Genomic DNA, 22,385 nt, shown 5'->3' on the forward strand with positions numbered 1-22,385 from the left:
ATTGAATAAGACTCCCGGTCACAATAAGATTAGCAATAGTTTGCGATAAGAAATCGCGCCACGGTAACTATGTTCTAATAAGAATTTCTTGAACCGGGCTAAAGCCTATCCTATTGGTGCTGCGGACTTGAGCTGATCGATGTCCAGGAAGGTGCTATCCGGCACCCTGTCATAGCGTGCAGGCTCGCAGGTAAACACAATGACCTGGGACTTCTCCCCCACATCGGCAAACAGCGTTGCCATCAGTTGGATACGACTGGCATCGGTACTTCCCAATGCATCATCGACGACAACCGGAGCACCTTGTTCACCGCTTGTAGAGAGCAATTCAGCAATAGCAAAGCGGGTTAGAATCGCCATTTGTTCCCTTGCTCCGCCGGAGAGATCTTGCATGCCGACAGTAACCCCATCTAGGGTACGTTTTTCTACAACCAGATCATCACTGAGGTGGAATTGCACCTCGCCGTTGAACACACGCCCGGCGAGCTGACCTAGTTTCTGAGCAAATGGTGCCGCATAGCGTTCCCGTGCCTCACGTTGATGACCTAGAAGAACCTCACGCAAACGCTTGACGGCCAAAGCACGTTGCTCAACTGCCTGCAGAATATTGCGAGCTAATTCTTCAGCCGCTTCTGCTTTCTCCACGCGCTCAGCCACACCAGATTGCATCTGGATGTGCCCCGTCATAGAAATCTGCTCATTCTCAGCATTGCGGTGTTTGGCCTGAAGGTTGTCTAACTGTGCCCGCGCACCGCGAGCAAGGCTCTGCGCCAAGTCTGGTTTAGCTGCCTCAAGCTTTTCGCGTGCTTGAGCTACGTCCTCATTGACCTTCCCCAGAGCTGTTTCGGCATCCAGTGCTTGCTGCTCAAGCGCTTCGTCAGAGGTAGTTTCCTTAAGCACCTTGAGTTCGTGATCCAGGCGTTCTATTTGCTTGTTCGCTTGCTCAGCTTCAGATTGAATCTTGATCAAAGCATTGCGCGCAGGACGCTCCGCCCACGGCTTCAGCTTTGCCTCAGCCTTCTCCACCGCATTATTAGCGTTCTCTTCTGCTTCTTCAGCCTCCGAGATCTCCAATTCAGCCTTCTCAATTGCCGCTGAATCAGGGACTTCATCGATTTCTTCAACCGCTGCAGCCCGCGCGCGCAACTCCTCAAGGTCTTCGCCATCCAAAATCCGCTTGAGCTCAGCTTCATGCTGTTCGCGCTGTTGGAGTAGTTCTCGATATTTATCACGCTTGGCACGAACCGCGTCTACATCAGTGCAGTCCAGCTTTTCTAGTTCAAGCTCTAGCTCTTCAGTGGTTGCGGTAATCTTGCGGTCCAGCTCTTGGGCTGAGTCAGCGCCCGTGCCTGGTTCATATCGCGCGGTAACGTCCCCAATGTTCAGTGTTAGCCCTGGTGTCAGTTCCACGTTCTGGCCAGAAGCGCCAACGTCCAGCTCCTCACCGTTGACGCTTATCTGCTGCGAAGTCGCTGAAGTCAGAACCAATTTGGCCACCGCAGCTTCACGCAGGCGGCGATTAAGCTCTAGCTCTTGCTCAAGCTTTTCCACGCGTTGAAGATCCCTATCAACCACCGCGGGTCCAAACTTCTCAACCTCGGAACGGACCGCAGAAAGCTTCTCAGCGTGTTCCTCAACCTGAGCAGACTTGGAAATTAGTTCATGAGCCTGGCGCTTCTTCTGAAGCTCCGCCAGTGAAATTCGCGCCTGCTTCGAGCGCTCTCGTGCCTGGGTATAGAGCTTCTTCGCAGACTCGACCTCGGCGTTGAGCCCCGCGACTTCTTGTTCTTCTTCCTTAGCTTTCGTTTCCGCAGACTCGACTGCCTCGTTGATCTTTTTCGACTCTTTGACTGCCGCATCAAGTGATTCACGCAGCTTTGCGCGTTCATCACGTCGGGACTGCGCAAGTTCCAAGCCCTGCCGCGCAACTTCTTGGTCTTTGAGTAGGCCATTTACAGTGGACTGCAGTCCCTCAATCTCTTTGAGCTGCTGTTCTGCCTCTTCAACTTCCTTGCGCGCACCTGGAATCTTTTCATCGGCAGTGCGCTGCTGCTCCTGAGCCTTTTCGAAGCGTTCCACATATTCGGCTAGAGCTGCGAGAGCTTCGGACGCTGACTCAAGTTCATCGGAAGCTGCACTGTGCTCTGCACGTGCTGCCTTGAGTTCCTTGGCCTCAATACCGGTCTTTAGCGAGTAATAGCGCTCATAAGTCGCATCAACCTGCTTCATCAGTTTCGTGGCAGCCTCAGCATCCTCGCCAAGAACTGCTTCTTCCCCAGTCTGATTGCTCAGAACACCAGCAACGCTAGAAATGCCCGCTGCTTTGATGCCCTCATGCAGGTCATCTTGGTTCAAGAACATGGCATCAAAGAGGTTGCGGTCGAGATGCCTGCTCAAAAACTCATTGAGCTGGGTCTCTGCCTCTTCACCTTTGTACATATTGTGGCTCGGTTCGAGTACTTCCAACAGCGCGGAAGCCTGCTTGATCCACTGCTTAGAAAGCTTGAGACGGTACGGTCCGACGCTAAATTCCATGGCGGCCTGTGGGCTGACATCGGCGTTTACCGTCTGCAGCGCTTTAACAGCTGTCGCTTTACTGCTGAACTTATAGTTGAACAGCGCATCGATACCTTTAAGAATGGTTGTCTTACCGGCCTCATTGCGCCCATGGATGATGGTGACACCAGTATCCGGAATGTCATTGACTTTGAGATGATTAACACCGCGGAAGTCGGTGAGCTCGATGGAATGGATTTTCATCTTAAGAAGCATCCTTTCGAGTCAGACGAAACAACAAGTTCGCAGCATCACGAGAAATAGAGTCAGGATCATTGTGGATATCCGCCATCAGCTCATCCAAGGCGCTGGCGGCAAAGCCAGTCAAAGACAAGTTGGCAAGCTCATCTTCTTCCGGTGCCAGGTATAAGTCCATGACCCGCTGACGAGGTTTCAGTGATGCGAAAACTGGCTCCAATTGTTCAATCGCGGCATCAAGCCGGGTTTGCGCAGCGAGGTTAATAGTTCCACGCAGGCCATACTTGATCACCGTGCGGTGTTTATCCGGATAATCATTGAGCTGCTGGATGAAGCGCTCGACGTCATCTTCGCTGTTGACATCCATGTCTATGGATTCGAAGATCCACTGCCCAATGGCTTCTTTCTCCACGGTGACCTGGGCTTGCGCGGCTGAGTCCTTTTCAATGGTGATTACCAAAGCGTTTCCGGAATCAGACTCCCCGCCGCCCGCGGGAAGATGCCTGAAATCTGTGGTCTCAGGCGAACCGGAAAACCACACGGCGCCAGTGCTGCCCAGCTCCATGGTTGAGTGGGTGTCCCCCAGCGCCAGGTAATCAATGACGCCGTCCCGAACCTTAGACTCGACATTGCCCAAATCAATGGAGTCCAGCTTGTCTGCATCACCCCAGCCGTGAATCTGGCCGTGGCCAATTGCGACGCGGATTCCAGCAGTCGGCTCCAGTGTCCCCAGCATCTCAGCCACCAAGTCGTGGGTTGCGGTGCGTGCCTTATAGGGCGCGCCCACAATTTCTACGCCCTCGCGCAAGACATAGGGCTCATAATCAGCAATAACGTGAACATCCGGCGCGGTCTCTTTATTGACCGCGGTGAAAAACACCGAGTCCGCAATGAGCGGATCGTGGTTGCCAGGCAGCAAGAACACCGGCACGGGAAGCTTTTCTAGTGCCTCCCGGGCGCGGCCAGTGACTTGGCTGCTCAAAGAATTGCGTTCAAATACATCACCCGCAACGACGATAAATTCAGCGCCGGTGCGCTCGGCCAACTCCCCTAGCCGCTTAATTGATTCCAGCCGGGCATCATCAAAGCGGGCTTGGGCCTCGCCGGAGAGAAACCAGCGCTGCATCCCCAGCTGAAAATCTGAGGTATGAATAAACGTCGTTTTGTTCATGTCACCGTTCTAGCATGCCTTTCGGACATCCGCCGTGAGCAGCAATTTTAGGAGTTTTTATCCGTCATAAAGTGGTAGAGATCTTCAATGTCGCTCACCGCGCGCAGCAAATCCACATTGGTGTGCGACACTGCGCGCATTGCTTTGCGCAGCAGGTCCGGGTCCGAGTCATCGAGCGCCGGAGCAACCTTCGGCTCCGGCATATCCGGCAAGTCACGGCCATTCCAGAACAAGTCATTGTTGACCGAACGGGCCTTGCTCGGATTATTCGCCGCAGCCCCCTGTGCTGTACCTGATCCGCTAGCGGCATTCGAGGTGACGCTGTCGGGCATGTCCGCGCTGTCTTCATCGCTTGCCTCGGCAGCTGATTCATCCGCGACCTTTTGCGCGGCATCCATCACCATGGTTTCCAGGGCCTGGATATTTATTCCGCGCAGGGCAAACAGCTGCAGCGGGTCAGCATCAATACGCGCCGCCAAGCGGTCGGCAACAGCCACGATGTGCTTGCACACATGGCCGTAGTCAGGACAGTCACAATCCATCCGCACGTCATCGGCAGTCGGCGCGAGCAGCAGGTCAAGGACCTCCGAGTGCAGGTCACCGCGCATGGCGGCGCGAATAGAGTTGGCACTTCGCGCCAACATGCCAGTGAGCTTTTCGATGTCTTCTTTGTCCCGATACGGCAACTGAATCAACACAGAAAATGGTTGATTCTGCGAGCCGGCAACCTGGCCGTGGACTGCACTCACACGCAAATCCAGATCCACCACATGGCCGCTGCGTGCATACTGGCGTCCGCGTGCCAGCCGGCCTGAATCCGTCGTAGTGGTCACGAACTTCATGATTCGCTCAGCAGCCGGATTGAAGATGCTATCGCGTGGTTTATCGGACGTAATCCGCTTCGACCAGCGCGGCTGCTGCCGATTATGAAACTCAACTGCGGCTTCTTCAATCGACTCCCGGGTCAGCGCCCTTTCCGGCTGCTTCTTTTCGGGCTGGGCTTTCTCAGTCTGGGCTTTCTCAGGCAGGGTCTCTTCGGCGGATTCCACCTTGCGGCGCTTGCCAAAGTTCACATAGGTGACATTGTCTTCATCACCACGGCCCGGCACACCTTTTGCGCGGCCCTTCTTATTGTTATCAGGAGTATCTCGAGGTGACATTGCCTAACTCTCCCTCTCTCGATAACTCATCAATTGCGCCAGCTGCTCCGGATTCAGCTCCGTGATCCAGCCTTCGCCTTCCCCAACCACGGCACCAGCAAGTTGTGTCTTGCCGTCTAGAATATCCTGAATGGATTCTTCCAGCGTACCGGCAGTAATCATCTTGTACACCTGCACGTTCTTGCTCTGGCCGATGCGGAAAGCGCGGTCCGTCGCCTGGTTTTCCACCGCGGGGTTCCACCAGCGGTCCATATGGACTACCACGTTTGCCGCGGTCAGGTTCAAACCAGTACCGCCGGCTTTCAGCGACAGGATCATCGCCGGTGGGCCATCGGCAGCCTGAAACTCCGTGACCATGTCATCTCGTCGATTCTTTGGCACACCACCGTGCAAGAAAGGAATCTTCGCGCCCAACTGAGCAGTCAGATAAGGCTGCAAAATATCGCCAAAAGCCTTGTACTGCGTGAAAATCAGAACTCGTTCATCGTGGGTAACCGCAGAGTCCAAAATCTCCATCAGCTTTTCCACCTTGCCCGAACGGTGCCGGCCCTTGGACGTCACCGGAGAACCATCACCCAAGTAGTGCGAAGGGTGGTTACAAATCTGCTTGATGCGCGTCAGCGAGGACAACACCAGTCCGCGCAGCGCCATGCCCTTCGGCGCGTTTTGCATGCGCAGCTGGATGTCCTCCACCAACGCCGTGTACAACGCGGCCTGCTCAGAGGTCATGGTGACCGTCAAAATCTCTTCTGACTTCTCCGGCAAGTCATCAATGATCGCCGAGTCAGTCTTGAGCCTGCGCATGATAAACGGCGCTGTCAGCTGACGCAGACGATCGGTCATGTCCTCGTCTTGGTACTTCTCAATGGCGGAAGCAAAATGGTTGCGGAAAAACGACGCTGATCCCAGCACACCAGGATTACAGAAGTCCAAGATGGAACGCATTTCGGACAGGCGGTTTTCCACTGGCGTACCAGTCAGCGCTATTCGATGCCGCGAAGGCAGACTTCGCACTGCTTTCGATGAACGAGTCGAAGAGTTCTTAATCGCCTGCGCCTCATCCAGCACCACGCGATCCCATGCCACCATGCCAAGGACTTTGAAGTCACGGCTGATGGTTCCATAGCTGGTCACTACCAAATCATGCTCGGCGGCAGAAGTCAGAAGTTCCTGGTCTTTCGCACGAGTTGAGCCGTGGTGGACCATAACCTTTAAATCCGGCACGAACTTGTGCGCCTCACGCACCCAGTTTCCCACCACCGAAGTTGGTGCCACAACCAATGTCGGCCCGGTGGATTCTCCTCGGTCTTTTTCGACCGCGAGCAAAGTAAGAAGCTGCAGGGTTTTGCCCAGGCCCATGTCATCGGCAAGCACTGCGCCCACGTTGTTGCGCGACATCCAATACAACCAATCCACGCCGCGATGCTGATAATCACGCAACTCCGCATGCACGGAATCTGGGATTTTCACGCGCGTCGGCGCTGGCGTTTCCATGCCACCCAACATGGAGGAATGCCACTGCGAGCCCGCAAACTCAATCGGCTCCTTAGCCATAGCTTCCAGCGCGAGCTCTCGTAGCTCAGCCATTGTGGCCACGCCGAAGTCCGCGTCTTCTTCCTTCAGCTGCAGGTTAAACTCTTCGAGCTTGCGCTCAACCTCGGCAACCTTGTCCTGCCAACCTGGTTCTTCCAGCATGCGCATGCGTTCGGCCTCGCGGGCCAAAGCGTCCAGCTCCTTGCGCATGCGCGTCTTGGAATTGGACGCCAGCTGGTCCATGTACTCGGTGATTTTGCCCAGCGCGGTGCGGTCCGCCATGACCCACTCGCCGCGCAGACGAATCAGTCCGGTCTTGGAGTTGACCAGCTGTTGCATCTCTTCATCCGACAACTCCATATCGCCAACCGAGAGCTTCCAGTCATATTCGACCAGCTGGTCCATGCCAAGCTTCTTCTGCAGCGGCGAATCCCCGCTAAGTTCCTTGGTTACCAACTTGGCTGAGGCCGCCATCTGTGTCCACGCCTTTGGCAACATGACCGTATAGCCTGCTGCTTTCAGTGCCGATGCATCGTCACTGACAAACTCCACCAATGCTGAAGTGTCCAGGTAGACGTCCCAGTCGCCGGCACCTTCATCGAAATAGTTCGGGGTCTTCGAAGCCTGCGGATCCACCCGCGGGCTAATACTTATCGCACGACGACGCGATTCTTTCAGCTTTTCCAAGCTACTGCGGTCCAAGCGACCCTCATGAATTGGCCGCGGGGAATCTGCACCCGAGCGAACGCACACGCGCACTGGCCACAACGCGCTTTCCGATGTCTTCGGTGCGGACGGTGAGTCATCTACTTCAGACTCTGTCTCAAACGGTTCTTCAACAATGAACACCACACCCAGATCGACTGCAGTGATGGAATCTTTCCACTCATTAAGCCCGCGCAGCAGCTGCGCGCGACCACGCGCGATTGGAGTGGTCTGCAGCAACGCCTTGGCAAAATCGTGCCATGGATAAGGACGCGGATGGCTGGTCAGATCTGCCAACTGCGTGTAGACAATCCAGTGCGTTAAATCATCCGCCATGTCCTCTGACAAGGAACGGTTATTGATAGTCAAAATCCCCGGTGCAGCCGCCACCATCTCTGCCAGCCAGCCGCGCTCCCCCAGACCATTAGCCAGCTGCCACATTGGATACCACTCGCCGGCCTGATAGCTCAGGCGGATGGTCACACGTCCTGCCCGCGCGAAGCGGGTCAGTCCGCGGTAAGCGCGAATAATCCACTGCAGGTCCGGGGCGATGGCCGCGCGCTGCTCTGCGGGAATGACTCCGCGTTGTTCTTCGTCATCTAGATACGCCAATTGAGATAGCGCCACGACGGCATCGGCAGGCCCAAAGCGTGCCATCGGAGCCATCAACTCAACGTTCTTGCCCTTCGGCGTACGCAAATACACACGCGAGCGAGTGCGGAAAGACTTCTTCTCCAACATCTTGCCAATGCCTGGCGGGAAAGTCCCCTCTGGCACTGCTTGTGGAGTAACAATCTTGTGCCCATCTACCTGCTCAATCCACAAACTCAAGCCTGAAACGGGCAGCCAGAGTCCGTGAATAAGGTAAGAAGCCATAAGCGCCAGTATATCGCAGTCTTCGATATTGCTCAGCCTTAGATTCTGCTTACATAGCTTTTCAGGCACCATTTGCCCCGCTAATGCGGTTTTGCCCAATCCACTGTGGTTAATTTGTGCTACACATCACTAATGAATGTGTTTCCGAGTGAAGTTACTAAAATTCGTCCACACACAGGCAATCGTTATCGCACCGTTATAACGCCAGTAAGTCATGCCGTTCTGACCACACATAACTGGGTTTTGACTGTGAAATGACGTGTAAAAAGTTGGGTGGAGCACATCCTCTCGTTAAAGTAACTCTGTTCCGCAAACCGCATTCTGCGGCGACCTGCGGATTTGATCAAATTTTTGAATTACTGGCTTAACCAACACATTTCGACAGGTCTAAGGAGACCATTATGAGTCAATCAACGTGGTACGTGATTGCCATTGTCATTTATCTGGCAGTCATGCTTGCCATCGGCTTTTGGAGCTACAAGAGAACCGATAAGTATGACGACTACGTCCTAGGTGGACGTGGCTTGCACCCATTCGTCGCAGCTATGTCGGCGGGCGCATCAGATATGTCCGGCTGGCTGCTCATGGGTCTGCCTGGTGCACTGTTCCTCACCGGTATGTCTGAATTGTGGATTGCCATTGGCCTGACCGTAGGTGCTTGGGCGAACTGGAAGTGGGTTGCGCCGCGACTGCGCTCCTACTCAGAGATTGCCGGCAACTCGATTACGGTTCCATCCTTCTTTGAGAACCGCCTTCGCGATAACTCCCGTGCACTACGCGTTATCGCCGCAATCATCATTATTTTCTTCTTCACCTTCTATGTCTCCTCCGGCATGGTGGCAGGCGGCCGCTACTTTGAGGCCACGTTCAATGGTGACTACTTGACCGGCTTGCTCATTGTCTCCGCTGTCACCCTCATCTACACCTTAGTAGGCGGCTTCTTGGCAGTGTCCTACACCGACACTGTTCAGGGCGTGATGATGTTCGCTGCCCTGATCATCGTTCCAATCATGGCGCTGGTTTCTTTGGATAACCCATCAGAAATCTTCTCCTTCGCCGCTGAGAATCCTTATGGCACCACCGGAATTGAGAACCCGAACTACTTCAACATGATCGCCGGTGTTTCGGCTGCAGCCATCATCGGTAACGCTGCATGGGGCTTGGGCTACTTTGGCCAGCCACACATCATCGTCCGCTTCATGGCGATGCGTAAGGCTTCCGATGCCAAGGCCGGCCGCGCATACGGCATCTCCTGGATGATCCTCTCCGTCACAGGTGCGGTATTTACCGCCATCATCGGTACGGTCTTCTTTACCCAGAACGACTACTCCATCACTGACCAAGAGTCCTTCGAAACCATCTTCTTGGACATGGCTCAGGTTATGTTCCACCCACTTGTTGCTGGCCTGGTTCTGACCGCTGTTCTGGCAGCAATCATGTCCACCATGTCTTCTCAGCTGCTGATCGTTTCCTCCTCCCTCATTGAGGACCTGTGGAAGATGGTCACCAACAAGGAGCTCGGCGAGAAGACTCTGATCAACCTGTCCCGTGGCGCAGTTCTTGTCATCGCCGTTATCGGTGGTGTCCTTGCGATTAACCCATCCGACTCCATCCTGGGTCTGGTTGGCTTCGCTTGGGCAGGTTTCGGCTCCGCCTTCGGCCCACTGGTTCTGTTGGCTCTGTACTGGAAGCGTCTCAACTCCAAGGGTGCTATCGCCGGTATGGTCACCGGTGCTGTGGTTTCCATGGTCTGGGGCATGGTCCCAGCGACTTCCTCCCTGATCTACGAAATCGTTCCAGGCTTCATCGCCCACTTGGTTGTCGCAGTTGTTGTCACCCTGTTGACCAAGGAACCTTCCGAAGAAGTTCGCGAAGAGTTCGACCGCGCAGCCAAGCTTGCACACATGGCTGCTGAAGACGAAGACCTCGACTTCCAGGAAGCAGCCGACAAGATCTAATCCCTTAGACATCCGGCACTTCCCCGAAGCCTTCCGATGCACCCTCGCCGGTGCGCCGGAAGGCTTCTTCCAGTTTTCTGCCCCACTACGCTTTACCTCGCATTGCCCGTCTCCCCACCGCCCCGCGTACTCTTCGGGCTCACTGGGGAGCATCGAAAAGCAACTTGCTCTTCCCCCGTGAGCGCGAAGGGTACGCCACCTAGTTTTGTTGCGGCGCCCCCACGACTCGAGCCGTCCCCGTGCGCTTCGTGCTCACCGTATTTACGCCGCTGGCAAGTTGGGCTGCGGTGGTGAGCGCGAAAGGTACATCCGGCGTGAAGGGAACCTCTTCGGCGCAATCTGGGTCTAAGCAGTTATGGGAAAACCTGGGAACACTCCGCACCGCACGCGACCGTCCACCCCATCCCAGCCCTATCACGTCACGGTATTTACCACTCCCACCAGCCGGGCGCGAAAATTTACAACCTCAGATACGCCAAGCACCTTCGAAGACGCCGCTGAGCTGGCGCGAAAAGCAGCTCTAGTGGCGCGCATTAGAAATGCGTTCCTCATTATTCTCACCATCGCCACCGCACTATTCGCTTTGTCGATGCTCTCACCTCGGCTTCATCCGTACAGCCAGGAAGGACTGCCCAACCTCAAGACTTCCCTACAGAACATCGACACCATTCCCGCGCGACACAAGATACTGGGATACAAGCGTGAAGTGTTCGGCGCCGACTGGGCTATTGCGCCAGGAAGTTCCTGCGATACCAGGCAGGTAGTAATTTCCAGTCAGTCGCCCAGTGTCTCCGACTGCACTACCGAAAGCACGGAACTATTTGATCCGTACAGCCAGAGCCTCATTCCTAACGCCAATATCGAAGTTGACCACATCTTTCCGCTCTCTGCCGCGTGGGACCATGGTGCATATGCGTGGGACGACGACACCCGCAAACACTTTGCCAACGACCCGCTCAATCTCGTGGCCACGTCACGTACCTTGAACCAATCCAAGTCTGACAGCCTGCCCGGTGAGTGGATACCACCCAACCCTGCTGCCCACTGTTGGTATGCCGAACGCGTTGCTGGGGTTGCTGCCGCATACTCATTAACGCTGGCTGAAACAGACATCACCACCATGAAACGTCGATGTCAGTTGGGCATTCCATTCATGTGATGACTAGGCTGTTTTACTGAGCGCGGCCGAAGTGGGCGGCGTACATAAAACAATAGAAAGGCAGCGAAGTTCCCCCATGACTTCACTTCTTATCGCAATTCACGTTTTGGCTGCGGTCCTGTTGATGGGCCCAGTAATGATCACCGTGTCGGCATACCAGGGTCAAATGATGAAGGCGAAGGATGGCGATACTAAGGCCCTCGGCGCTGCAACCACCTTGCATCGTCTGACCAGCCAGTATGGCCCACTGTCCGCAATCGTTCCTGTTGCAGGTATCGCAGTCTTCCTCACCAATTTGAGCGCATTTGGTTCCGAGGGACGCTTCCACATTTCCATCTTGCTGGCAGTCATCGCGTGGGTAATCCTCATCGCTGTAATCATCCCACGTCAGAAGAAGACCCTCGCAGCCCTTGAAGGCGGCGACCAGGTTGTTGACTTCGCCAAGGAAAAGAAGCAGCTGTCCATGTTCAGCGGCATCTTCAACCTTCTGTGGATCATCACCGCACTGCTGATGTTCGTCTAATCTCCAACATCGCACTGCTTGCTCCTCCAGCCATGTGGCTGAGAGGAGCTTTTTGATCCTCGTGCCCCAGCCAGTCGCTGAGGCGCACATGTCCCTTTGGCGCTCACTAGCGCAAGCGCTCTGGTGAGCAGCCGTCCTTCGGTGATCGCGAAGGGCACGCGGCCAGAATCAAAGGCGCCGACGGTCTCGAGGACGACGGCGAGTACTGAGGAGCTGCGGAGAGCCGGAAGCGAGGGCGCACTGCCCAGGACTGCGCGCGTAGTTAGTGCTCGTGTACCTTTCGCGCTCACACCTGATGGTCTTCTAGCGAGGAGCGCTGTTCTGGTGAGCGCGAGGGTACGCGGGAGATAGACAGTCAGCGGCCCGTGGGAATGGCGGGTTGAATCCGCAGGATGAAAGAAATGCTGTAAAGAGAAAAGACAAAAAGAAGAGCTTCCCTCCAGTTCCATTGAACTGGAGGGAAGCTCTCGGTTTAGCTATTTAAAAGCTAGGCTGCGGAATTAATCGCGCCAGCGTCCGCGTCCACCGCGATCGCCGCCGCGGTCACCACGACCACCACGGTCACGGTCGCCACCACGGAAGTCACGTCCGCCACGGCCGCCGCGTCCACCACGGTCACCGCCGCGGTCACCACGACCACCACGGTCATCGAAGTCGCGGTCGCGAGGTGGTCGACCAGTATCCTTCTGGATATTGATCAACTGACCCGAGATGCGGGTGTCGCGCAGACGATCCAGAACGGAAGGATCCATCTTCTTTGGCAAGTCAACCAAGGTGTGGCCAACCGAAATGGTGATGCGTCCGAAGTCCTTAGCGGACAGGCCGCCCTCGTTCGCGATAGCGCCAACAATGGCACCTGGGCGAACGTTCTGACGCTTGCCCACGTCCAGACGGTAGGTCTGGAAGTCGCCGTCGGAACGACGCTCGCCGCGTCCACCGCGATCGTCGCGGTCGAAACGGTCACGGCCACGGCCACCGCGGTCACGGTCGCGTCCACGTCCGCCGCGATCATCACGATCGAAACGGTCACGTTCACGACGGTCACGCTTAGGAGCAGGCATGTCCTTGACCAGGAACTCAGAGCCGCCCTGCAGCTTGACCGCAAGCGCTGCAGCAATGTCATCCATCGCTACATTGTTGGTCTCGGAGTACTTGCGAACTAGGCCACGGAAGAGTTCCATCTGGCCATCGCCAAGAACTTCAGTGATCTGAGAAGCGAAGTTTTCCTTGCGCTTTGCGTTGACCTCATCAACGGTAGGCAGTTCCATCTCTTCGAGACGGGCGTTGGTTACGCGCTCGATGGAACGCAGCATGCGACGCTCACGAGGAGTAACGAACAAGATTGCCTCGCCGGTACGACCCGCGCGGCCGGTACGGCCAATGCGGTGAACGTAAGACTCAGTATCGTTCGGGATATCGAAGTTGACCACGTGAGTGATGCGGTCAACGTCCAAGCCACGAGCTGCAACGTCAGTTGCAACCAGGATGTCCAAACGGCCATCCTTCAGCTGGTCAACGGTGCGCTCACGCTGGTTCTGCGCGATGTCGCCATTGATGGCGGCAGCGTTATAACCTGCATCGCGAAGCTTTTCTGCAACTTCTTCAGTCTCATGCTTGGTGCGGCAGAATACGATCATTGCGTCGTAGTCCGTGACTTCCAAGATGCGGGTGAAGGCATCCAGCTTTGCGCGGTGTGCGGTCAGAAGGAAGCGCTGCTTAATGTTGTCATTCGTGCGCTGCTGCGACTTGACGGTGACCTCAGCAGGATTGTTCAAATACTGCTTGGACAGGCGACGAATACCGTTCGGCATGGTTGCCGAGAACAGTGCGACCTGCTTTTCTTCCGGAGTGTCAGCAAGGATTCGCTCAACATCTTCCTGGAAGCCCATGTTCAACATCTCATCTGCTTCATCCAGGACGAGGAAACGCAGCTGGGAAATATCCAGCGAGCCCTTTTCCAGGTGGTCAATGACACGGCCTGGAGTACCCACGATGATCTGTGCGCCACGACGCAGGCCAGACAGCTGAATGCCGTATGCCTGTCCACCGTAAATTGGCAGCACCTCAATGCGTCCCAAGTGATCTGCAAATGACTGGAATGAATCTGCGACCTGCAGCGCGAGCTCACGAGTTGGAGCCAGCACCAATGCCTGCGGATGGCGGGCATTGATATCGATTTGGGACAAGACAGGCAGCGCGAATGCTGCAGTCTTACCTGTACCAGTTTGTGCCAGGCCGACGACGTCGCGGCCTTCCATCAAAATTGGGATGGTTTCGGACTGAATTGGTGAAGGGGTTGTGTAACCAACCTTGGCTACGGCGTCCTGAACGTTGTCAGGAAGGCCCAAATTGGCGAACCCCTGGGGATTATCGTTGGCTGAGTTCTTATCCTCAGCGCCGGTGTCCTCAGAAGTATCCGCAGCCCCGGTGACCTGTGCAGTATCTACTGCGTCACCTTGCGTTTTATCCTGAGATTCCGACTGGTTGAAATTATCTTCCGGCTCCATTGCGCCGCCGGTGGCGTTATCGGTAATGCTCATTGCTCGCACAACCTTACGCTAGGTGCGAGGGAAATACTATTAATAGCTACTTAAAATTGTCGATGGTGTCGGTAAACACAGCGCCCGACTTTCTGCCCCGCCCTCACCATTAGCAATCCTCACCTAACAAAGGCAGTGCTTAAAACTGCAGTTCAGCAGCAATAAAGCAACATTAAGAAGTTCTAATAATTGGCTCATCGCTATTTCACTGTGGCTTTTCATACTTGTAAGTGTTCAACCAACAAAAGGTAATGAAAAGGAGTCCTCAACTCGCCATTCCCATCGACTGAGCCCCATCATTCTGCGATTTCAGACAGCCACCACCGCCATTTCTAATTACCCCACCGAAAGTAGTTCAAACGTGCTACTTTTTGACCCAGAACTTTTGAAAGAAGGTTTTCATCATGCCCGAGGCTCCACACACCCCGAACACCTCCGCTTTTCAGCCCGAAGACGAAGCCAAAGCTTCTCCTGTCAGGCGCTTCGCTCCCCTTGCTGGCGTCGTTGCGCTGATGGGCACCATCGTTGTTGCCGGCACCGCCCTGGCGAATACCCGCACGGCGCCGGAAATCGATCCTTCTGCCGTCACCGTTGAAGCATCCGTAAGCGCCGAGGAAACACCCGAGCGCCCAACCTCGACTTCCGCAACCACCACATCACGTGCGCACCACGATGATGATCGCTATGACGACGATTGGGATGACCGTGACGACCGCGATGATCTCGATGACCGGCCATCCGATATCAGCGACCAGCAGGCTCCTGCCTACATCACTCCACAGGTCCCACTGACTTACCAGGATTGGGACGATGACGATGATGACTGGGATGATGACCACGATGACGATTGGGACGACGATGACTGGGATGATGACCACGATGACGATTGGGACGACGATGATTGGGATGATGACTGGGACGACGATGATGATGACGACTAAGTCGGCATAAGTCGGCACAGAGTATCCAACATTCACTGACACCCTATGAATAGTTTCTTTGTTTCCCTGCGCTTTTCCATCTTGGCGTGGATTATCGTCGTCGTCTTCGCGGCGCTGGCATCGATGATTTATTTCACCGATTCCTTGCGCCGCGCTGACGTGCACGATTTAGCTAATGAAGCCGTAGAGAAAACAGCGGTCGAAGTGGAGGCGCATTCGCGTCTACCGGGCGGGCATTCCTCAAGCGCAGAACTTATTGAGACCTATCTCAGCCACGAAGTCCCAGAGGCTAATGAGGTGTTGGTCGGGGTCATTGATGATCGCCTGGTGTTTCAGCAGCTAGATTCGCTAACGCGTCCCGATGTGGATGCCCGGGCGTTTAGCCCGATGGTTCGCTCGATCGTGATTAGTGAGCCGGCCTCGGGCATCACGGATGGAATTCACTGGGGCAAGATTACGGTGCCGTCCGCAGAGGGCTTGGACTACGTTGTGGTCCTGGTATCCACTGAGCAAGTCTATGCCGACCTGAACCGGCAGACTCTTATCTTTGCTGGTCTGGGGCTTATTAGCTTAGCGATGGCGGCGGCGATTGCGTGGGTTATCTCTTCTCGCATTATTGCCCCGGTGCGTGAAGTCGCCCATGTGGCAGAGCGCATTTCCCAATCGAATCTGACCACACGTGTGCCAGTACATGGGGATGATGAAGTCGCGCAATTAGCGCGCACCTTTAATCACATGTTGGACCGCATTGATGAGGCATATCGTTCCCAGCGGCAGTTTATTGATGATGCCGGACATGAGCTGCGCACGCCGATTACGATTGTGCGCGGCAATCTGGAGCTGCTGGATACTGCGACACCGGCTGAGCGGGAGCGTTCCATCGAGCTGTGTATCTCTGAGCTTGACCGCATGACGCGCATGGTCAATGACTTGTTGACACTGGCTATCGCCGAGTCGGCGGATTCAGACTTCCTGAATATCGAGCAGGTGGATTTGTCGCAGCTGACCATTGATATTGATGACAAGGCGCACATGCTTACCGATGGCCGCTCCGAGGTCGTCGGCATCGGCGAGGGGCAGGTTTCTTGTGATTCAGCACGAATTACTGAAGCCGTACTGGAGTTTGTGCGCAATGCTGCCAAGTACAGCCCGGCGGGTTCCCCCATCCACATCGCGACCACTGTCGAAGAAGGAAGAGCGCGTTTTACTGTCACGGACTTCGGCGCGGGCGTCGACCCGGCGCAGCAAGAGGCACTTTTCCAGCGCTTCCACCGTGGTTCTTTAGATAATAAGGACGAGCAAGAACGCACGAGCAGTAAGGGCGCAGGCCTTGGATTGTCCATTGTGCAGGCCATCGCGCTGGCACATGGCGGGCACGCATTTGTAGCGTCACCTGAGAACAGCAAGCAGGCGCCGCAGGGCGCAACCTTTGGTATTGAAATCCCTATCGAAAGCACAATGACATGACGAGGACACGATGAGCCGCATTTTAATTGTTGAAGATGACCAAGATATCGCAAGCTTTATCAAGCGCGGACTCGAAGCAGAAGGTTATGTCTGCGATATCGCTGATAATGGCGCGCTCGCTTTGGGTTTGGCGCAGTCAAATACGTATCAGCTCGTGGTGCTGGACTTGTCGCTTCCGCTTCTTGATGGCACTGATGTACTCACCAAATTACGCGGCGCCGGCGTGGATGTCCCGGTCATCGTGCTCACGGCCCGCACCGCTTTGAAAGACCGCGTCCGCGCGCTAGAAGGCGGCGCGAATGACTACATGCCAAAGCCTTTCCAGTTCGCGGAACTATTGGCGCGCGTGCGGCTGCGCCTGCATGATTCCACGCCGGCAGCCGATGCGGAAACTACCGCCTCAGCACGGGAGTACGGCACTTTAAATCACGGTGAGCTCACCTTGGACATGCGCCAGCACCGGGTAAAAGTCGACGGCAAGTGGAAAGATCTCTCCCGGCGCGAGCTGGGACTTTTGGAAACTTTCATGCGACACCCTCGGATGGTTTTATCCCGCGCGCAGTTGCTGAGCCACGTGTGGGGTCTGGACTTTGATCCCGGATCGAATGTGGTGGATGTGTATATTGCGACGCTGCGCAAAAAGATTGGTGCGCAGCGCCTCGAAACCGTCCGCGGCGCAGGCTATCGCCTGCTTTAGCCGAAGACCTTCTCCCCTGCTTTCCAGGTTTGATAGGTTACGGGCATGCCCGGGCGGTAAGCCAGGTTGATGGCGTTTACTGCATCCAAAATGTGCAGGTCACACGCCGCGCCAACAATTAACTGACCTTTCGCCGGGCGACCCTGCGCATCAAGGCCACGCGCATCACCATCGTGAGCAACCGCTTGGCGGCGCAGCGCCTTCGCACCGCCCAAGGTCGCTGCCTCAATGGCCTCGTCCAAGCTCATGTACTGCTGCAGCACCGCGGTGGTCACGCAGTAGTTCATCGATGAAGTGTAGCTGGTGCCCGGGTTGAGGTTGGAGGCGATGGCGACGGTGACCCCGGCATCGATAAGCCGGCGGGCTTCTACCAGCGGCTGCCGAGTAGATAGGTCACATGCAGGAAGCATGGTTGCCACGGTCTCCGATCCCGCGAGCGCCGAAACATCCGCGTCGGTCAGGTAGTTGACGTGGTCAACGGAGGCGGCGCCGAGCTCTACGGCAAGCTGGACCCCGGGGCCATCGCCAAGCTGATTGCCATGCACGCGCAACCTCAGCCCCGCCGCACGGCCTGCCTCCAGCACCCGGCGCGACTGGGTTTCATTAAACGCGCCGCGCTCACAAAAGACGTCAATCCAGCCCACGTGTGGGGCAACCTGCTCAAGCATGGGGCCGACTACTTCGGTGACATATTCTTCGGCATCTGCTCCTGGCGGGACCAGATGGGCGCCCAAGAAGGTCACGTCTTCAACGTGAGCGGCGGCAACTTGCGCGGCTTCGAGCTCGGACTCGGTGTTTAGCCCGTAGCCGGTCTTGGTTTCAAAGGTGGTGGTGCCCCCGGCGTGGCCTGCCTGGATGCGCTCAACCAGAAGTCGCTCTAGGCGCTGCGCGCCGGCGGAACGCGTGGCTTCCATCGTGACGGCAATGCCACCGGCGGCGTAGTCGGAGCCGGCCATTCGTGCTTCGAATTCTTCAGCACGGTTGCCGTCAAAAATCATGTGGGTGTGCGAATCCACCCAGCCGGGCAGCACGGCGCGGTTGCCGCAGTCGATGTGCTCAGCCGCAGCGTAGTCGGCGGGAACCTCGCTGGCAGGGCCGACCCACACGATAACCCCGCCGTCTTCCACGAGTGCTGCGTCCTTGATGGTTCCGGCATCGGACACGGTACGAAGTTCAGAGATGTTTGTAAACAGCTTCATGTCATTGTCCTTGTTTCTTATTTCAAAGTCTCATTTTTCAAAGTCTCATTGCCAAAGCAGCCTTAGTAGATAAGGGTATCTATCTAAGGCTGCTTAAAGTGTGTGTTTAGTCTTCGCGGGAATGGAACTGCATCGGGATGCGTACGCCGCGCTCATCAGCAACTTCCTTGGCACGGTTGTAACCGGCGTCAACGTGGCGGATAACGCCCATGCCTGGGTCATTGGTTAGAACGGCGCGCAGCTTCGCTGCGGCCAATTCGGTGCCGTCGGCCACAGATACCTGGCCGGCGTGGATGGAGCGACCCATGCCCACGCCACCACCGTGGTGGATGGACACCCAGGTCGCGCCGGAAGACACGGCGGTCATGGCGTTGAGCAGTGGCCAGTCAGCCACGGCATCGGTGCCATCGAGCATGGCTTCGGTCTCACGGTATGGGGATGCCACGGAGCCGGAGTCAAGGTGGTCGCGGCCGATGGCGATTGGTGCAGAAACCTTGCCGTCACGCACGAGCTCGTTGAACAACAGGCCGGCCTTGTGACGCTCGTCGTAGCCGAGCCAGCAGATACGTGCTGGCAGGCCTTCGAATTCGACGTATTCTGCGGCGGCGTCGAGCCAGTTGTGCAGGTGCTCGTTTTCTGGGAAGAGCTCCTTGAGCGCGGCGTCGGTGACTTTGATGTCTTCTGGGTCGCCTGACAGTGCTGCCCAGCGGAATGGGCCAAGGCCCTCGCAGAACAGCGGGCGGATGTAGGCAGGAACGAATCCTGGGAATTCGAAGGCACGGGTGTAGCCAGCGTGGCGAGCCTCATCACGGATGGAGTTGCCGTAGTCAAAGACTTCCGCGCCGGCGTCCTGGAATTCCACCATTGCTTGGACCTGCGCGGCCATGGATTCGCGGGCCTTCTTGGTGAAGGTTTCAGGATCAGCCTCGGCTTCTGTGTGCCAGTTCTCCATGCTGATTTCCGTTGGCAGGTAGCTGAGCGGATCGTGCGCGGAGGTTTGGTCCGTAACAATGTCCACAGTGAATTCGCCGGCCTTGTGGCGGCGCAGGATTTCTGGGAAGACCTCGGCAGCATTGCCAACTAGGCCGACGGACAGGGCGCGCTTTTCTTCCTTCGCGTCGAGCACCAGCTTGAGGGCTTCATCGATATTGGAAGTGACTTCATCCAGGTAGCGCTTGGACTGGCGGCGCTTGAGGCGGGTTTCATCCACATCCACAATCAGCACGGCGCCACCGTTGAGGGTGACGGCCAGTGGCTGTGCACCACCCATGCCGCCGCAGCCACCGGTAAGGGTGAAGGTGCCGGCCAAGGTGTCGTTGAAACGCTTGCGGGCGATAGCACCGAAGGTTTCATAGGTTCCCTGCAGGATGCCCTGGGTTGCGATGTAAATCCAGGAACCAGCGGTCATCTGGCCGTACATCATCAGGCCTTCATCTTCGAGCTTGCGGAAGTGCTCCCAGTTCGCCCAGTCGCCGACCAGGTTGGAGTTAGCCAGCAGCACGCGCGGTGCCCATTCGTTGGTCTTCCACACGCCGACTGGTTTGCCGGACTGCACCAGCAAGGTCTCATCGGATTCGAGGTCCTTGAGGGTTTCCACGATTGCATCGAAAGCTTCCCAGTTTCGGGCTGCTTTGCCGGTGCCGCCATAAACCACTAGGTCTTCAGGGCGTTCAGCAACCTCAGGGTCTAGGTTGTTCATCAGCATGCGCAAAGGCGCTTCGGTCTGCCAGCTCTTGGCGTTGAGTTCGGTGCCGCGCGGGGCGCGGACTTCGCGAGGTTGAGACACTGTTTTTCCTTTCGGAGCAAGGGTGTGAAGCGTTGACTGGTTTACGCGGTGTGGGGCCGGTTTCCCGGGGCTGTCCCCCTCCTTGTGCGTTCACTTACTTAACTTAAAGTGAAATAGTCGTGTGCAACAGGCCACAAGAGGGCTAGGTGTCCGAAATACCAGACTTTGCACTACGTTTGCTATTTTTGCGGTCTTCAAGCATGCAAAAAGCCGCTCTACTCACCCAGGCAGATAGGGGCGTAGAGCGGCTTACGGTGATTCAGGTCTTAGGGTTTTACGCCAGCTTGCCGATGCTTTCCTCGACAGCCTCAACCAGCTTTCCAGATTGGACGAGTTGGACGGCTTCCTCGATTTCTGGCGCGAGGAATCGGTCAGGTCCTGGCCCTGGGGTCACCGCACGCAGTGCTGCGATGGCAGAGGCGGTGCCTGGGGCAGGCTTCGCGTTGCGCTGGTCGATGGCACGCGCAGCCGTGAGCACCTCGATAGCGAGGACGCGCTGAAGACCATCGACAGACTTGCGCAGCTTGCGCCCTGCCGCCCAGCCCATGGAAACGTGATCTTCTTGCATCGCCGATGATGGAATGGAGTCGGCGGACGCTGGCGTTGCTAGACGCTTGAGCTCAGATACGATGCCAGCCTGGGTGTACTGGGCAATCATGTGGCCTGAGTCCACTCCTGGATCATCAGCGAGGAAGGCGTTGAGGCCACGGCTGCGCGCAACATCGAGGAAGCGATCGGAGCGACGCTCAGAAATAGATGCCAAATCAGCGGTGACCACGGCGAGAAAGTCCAGCGCATACGCGACCGGCGCGCCATGGAAGTTGCCGTTGGAGGTCACGCGCCCATCAAGGGCCACCACCGGATTATCCACTGCCGCTGCTAGCTCACGGCCAGCGACCAGTGCGGTGTGGTCCAGCGTGTCACGGAATCCGCCGGCGACCTGCGGCGCGCAGCGCACCGAGTATGCATCCTGGACCTGGGTCTTTTTGAAGTCCTCGAAGGCCTGCTCCAAAATCGGGGAATCGGCAGCGACGGTGCGGATATTGCGCGCCGACGCAGCTTGACCTGGGTGCGGGCGCAGTTGCTGCAAGTCATCGGCAAACACGGCCAGGGTGCCAAGCAAACCTTCCACTGTCATGGCGGTGGCAATATCAGCGACCTTGGCGGCATCGCGCAAGTCAGTAATGGCCAAACACAGCATGCCCAACATGCCGTCAGTGCCGTTGATCAGCGCCAGGCCTTCCTTTTCCCGCAGCACGAGCGGTTCAATACCCGCTGCCGCGAGCGCATCACCGGCGTCTTGCACATCGCCATCGTCTACCCGAACTGGGCCTTCACCCAATAGCGCCAGCGCGCAGTGCGCCAGCGGAGCCAAGTCACCGGAGCAACCCAAAGAGCCATACTCATGCACAACTGGGTGAATCTTTGCGTTCAATGCTGCCGCATAGGTCTGCGCCACAACGGGGCGAACACCGGTACGTCCCGTGCACAAAGTGGACAGGCGCAGCAGCATCAACGCGCGGATGACTTCGGTCTCTACCTCAGGGCCAGACCCGGCAGCGTGTGAACGCACCAAAGACAGCTGCAGTTGGGCACGCATTTCCTCCGGGATATGCCGACGCGCCAACGCGCCGAAACCCGTGGAGATGCCGTATACAGGTGTTGGATCCTTAGCTAGCTCTTCAATGCGATCGCGGGTTGCACCAATTTCTGCAAGCGATTCCTCAGAAATCTCAACCTGTGCGCCAAGCCTAGCTACTGCAACAACTTGTTCAATAGACAGCGCACCGATTCCAACGGTGACAGTCTCTGGGTAGTGACGCGACATGCAAACTCCTTAAAGTTAATCTCAGGCATTTTGTGGGCGGCGGGAGTCGAGTTTTTCAATGCTCGCGCTCGATTGAGATTAAACCTAC

General features: G+C 56.4%; 14 protein-coding genes. 6 read left to right on the plus strand and 8 right to left on the minus strand.

Annotated elements, in window-relative coordinates:
- Positions 1-105: 105 nt before the first annotated feature.
- The 4 genes from CCASEI_RS08810 to CCASEI_RS08825 are packed head-to-tail and all read right to left on the minus strand — an operon-like array spanning position 106 to position 8,199.
- Positions 106-2,760, minus strand: coding sequence for an AAA family ATPase (locus CCASEI_RS08810; RefSeq protein ID WP_025387737.1), 2,655 nt, complete (start codon positions 2,758-2,760; stop codon positions 106-108).
- Position 2,761: 1 nt separating this feature from the next.
- On the minus strand, positions 2,762-3,925 hold the full coding sequence (locus tag CCASEI_RS08815; protein WP_006823413.1) for a metallophosphoesterase family protein: 1,164 nt from the start codon (positions 3,923-3,925) through the stop codon (positions 2,762-2,764).
- A 47-nt stretch (positions 3,926-3,972) separates the two neighbouring features.
- Complete coding sequence (locus CCASEI_RS08820; RefSeq protein WP_025387738.1) at positions 3,973-5,085, minus strand: SWIM zinc finger family protein; 1,113 nt, start codon at positions 5,083-5,085, stop codon at positions 3,973-3,975.
- A 3-nt stretch (positions 5,086-5,088) separates the two neighbouring features.
- Positions 5,089-8,199: a DEAD/DEAH box helicase gene (locus tag CCASEI_RS08825; RefSeq protein WP_025387739.1), complete on the minus strand. Its 3,111-nt coding sequence runs from the start codon at positions 8,197-8,199 to the stop codon at positions 5,089-5,091.
- A 401-nt stretch (positions 8,200-8,600) separates the two neighbouring features.
- On the opposite strand from CCASEI_RS08825, the gene putP reads away from it, so the two are divergent.
- From putP to CCASEI_RS08840, 3 genes are all read left to right on the plus strand, one after another.
- Positions 8,601-10,157 (plus strand): sodium/proline symporter PutP, encoded by a 1,557-nt coding sequence (putP, locus tag CCASEI_RS08830; protein ID WP_025387740.1) that lies wholly within the window; start codon positions 8,601-8,603, stop codon positions 10,155-10,157.
- A 355-nt stretch (positions 10,158-10,512) separates the two neighbouring features.
- A complete protein-coding gene (locus CCASEI_RS08835) occupies positions 10,513-11,316 on the plus strand; it encodes an HNH endonuclease family protein (RefSeq protein WP_051461200.1) in 804 nt (267 codons plus the stop codon).
- Positions 11,317-11,392: 76 nt separating this feature from the next.
- On the plus strand, positions 11,393-11,839 hold the full coding sequence (locus CCASEI_RS08840; protein ID WP_025387742.1) for a hypothetical protein: 447 nt from the start codon (positions 11,393-11,395) through the stop codon (positions 11,837-11,839).
- A 500-nt stretch (positions 11,840-12,339) separates the two neighbouring features.
- Here the strand turns inward: CCASEI_RS08840 and CCASEI_RS08845 are convergent, their stop codons facing one another.
- Positions 12,340-14,379, minus strand: coding sequence for a DEAD/DEAH box helicase (locus CCASEI_RS08845; protein ID WP_025387743.1), 2,040 nt, complete (start codon positions 14,377-14,379; stop codon positions 12,340-12,342).
- A 404-nt stretch (positions 14,380-14,783) separates the two neighbouring features.
- On the opposite strand from CCASEI_RS08845, the gene CCASEI_RS15285 reads away from it, so the two are divergent.
- The 3 genes from CCASEI_RS15285 to CCASEI_RS08860 are packed head-to-tail and all read left to right on the plus strand — an operon-like array spanning position 14,784 to position 17,484.
- Positions 14,784-15,320 carry a hypothetical protein gene (locus CCASEI_RS15285; protein WP_006822928.1) on the plus strand — a complete coding sequence of 179 codons (537 nt, stop codon included), beginning with the start codon at positions 14,784-14,786 and terminating at the stop codon, positions 15,318-15,320.
- Positions 15,321-15,365: 45 nt separating this feature from the next.
- Positions 15,366-16,787, plus strand: a complete 1,422-nt coding sequence (locus CCASEI_RS08855; protein WP_025387744.1) for a sensor histidine kinase — start codon at positions 15,366-15,368, stop codon at positions 16,785-16,787.
- Between the two features lie 10 nt (positions 16,788-16,797).
- Positions 16,798-17,484 carry a response regulator transcription factor gene (locus CCASEI_RS08860; RefSeq protein WP_006822926.1) on the plus strand — a complete coding sequence of 229 codons (687 nt, stop codon included), beginning with the start codon at positions 16,798-16,800 and terminating at the stop codon, positions 17,482-17,484.
- Here the strand turns inward: CCASEI_RS08860 and hutI are convergent.
- The 3 genes from hutI to hutH all read right to left on the minus strand — a co-directional run bounded on the left by hutI (position 17,481) and on the right by hutH (position 22,297).
- Entirely contained in the window at positions 17,481-18,683 is a 1,203-nt protein-coding gene (gene hutI / locus CCASEI_RS08865; protein ID WP_025387745.1) for an imidazolonepropionase, read from the minus strand. The two genes, CCASEI_RS08860 and hutI, sit on opposite strands and share 4 nt — an antisense overlap.
- Positions 18,684-18,789: 106 nt before the next feature.
- Positions 18,790-20,469 carry a urocanate hydratase gene (locus CCASEI_RS08870; protein WP_025387746.1) on the minus strand — a complete coding sequence of 560 codons (1,680 nt, stop codon included), beginning with the start codon at positions 20,467-20,469 and terminating at the stop codon, positions 18,790-18,792.
- A 274-nt stretch (positions 20,470-20,743) separates the two neighbouring features.
- Positions 20,744-22,297, minus strand: a complete 1,554-nt coding sequence (hutH, locus tag CCASEI_RS08875) for a histidine ammonia-lyase (RefSeq protein WP_006822921.1) — start codon at positions 22,295-22,297, stop codon at positions 20,744-20,746.
- Positions 22,298-22,385: the final 88 nt, after the last annotated feature.

It is taken from the genome of Corynebacterium casei LMG S-19264 (genome assembly GCF_000550785.1).
Lineage (GTDB): Bacteria > Actinomycetota > Actinomycetes > Mycobacteriales > Mycobacteriaceae > Corynebacterium > Corynebacterium casei.

Excerpts from the sequence above, each read along its gene's own strand:
- CCASEI_RS08810 (WP_025387737.1), bottom strand. The coding sequence starts at position 2,760 with ATGAAAATCCATTCCATCGAGCTCACCGACTTCCGCGGTGTTAATCAT.
- CCASEI_RS08815 (WP_006823413.1), bottom strand. The coding sequence starts at position 3,925 with ATGAACAAAACGACGTTTATTCATACCTCAGATTTTCAGCTGGGGATG.
- CCASEI_RS08820 (WP_025387738.1), bottom strand. The coding sequence starts at position 5,085 with ATGTCACCTCGAGATACTCCTGATAACAATAAGAAGGGCCGCGCAAAA.
- CCASEI_RS08825 (WP_025387739.1), bottom strand. The coding sequence starts at position 8,199 with ATGGCTTCTTACCTTATTCACGGACTCTGGCTGCCCGTTTCAGGCTTG.
- putP (WP_025387740.1), top strand. The coding sequence starts at position 8,601 with ATGAGTCAATCAACGTGGTACGTGATTGCCATTGTCATTTATCTGGCA.
- CCASEI_RS08835 (WP_051461200.1), top strand. The coding sequence starts at position 10,513 with ATGGGAAAACCTGGGAACACTCCGCACCGCACGCGACCGTCCACCCCA.
- CCASEI_RS08840 (WP_025387742.1), top strand. The coding sequence starts at position 11,393 with ATGACTTCACTTCTTATCGCAATTCACGTTTTGGCTGCGGTCCTGTTG.
- CCASEI_RS08845 (WP_025387743.1), bottom strand. The coding sequence starts at position 14,379 with ATGAGCATTACCGATAACGCCACCGGCGGCGCAATGGAGCCGGAAGAT.
- CCASEI_RS15285 (WP_006822928.1), top strand. The coding sequence starts at position 14,784 with ATGCCCGAGGCTCCACACACCCCGAACACCTCCGCTTTTCAGCCCGAA.
- CCASEI_RS08855 (WP_025387744.1), top strand. The coding sequence starts at position 15,366 with ATGAATAGTTTCTTTGTTTCCCTGCGCTTTTCCATCTTGGCGTGGATT.
- CCASEI_RS08860 (WP_006822926.1), top strand. The coding sequence starts at position 16,798 with ATGAGCCGCATTTTAATTGTTGAAGATGACCAAGATATCGCAAGCTTT.
- hutI (WP_025387745.1), bottom strand. The coding sequence starts at position 18,683 with ATGAAGCTGTTTACAAACATCTCTGAACTTCGTACCGTGTCCGATGCC.
- hutH (WP_006822921.1), bottom strand. The coding sequence starts at position 22,297 with ATGTCGCGTCACTACCCAGAGACTGTCACCGTTGGAATCGGTGCGCTG.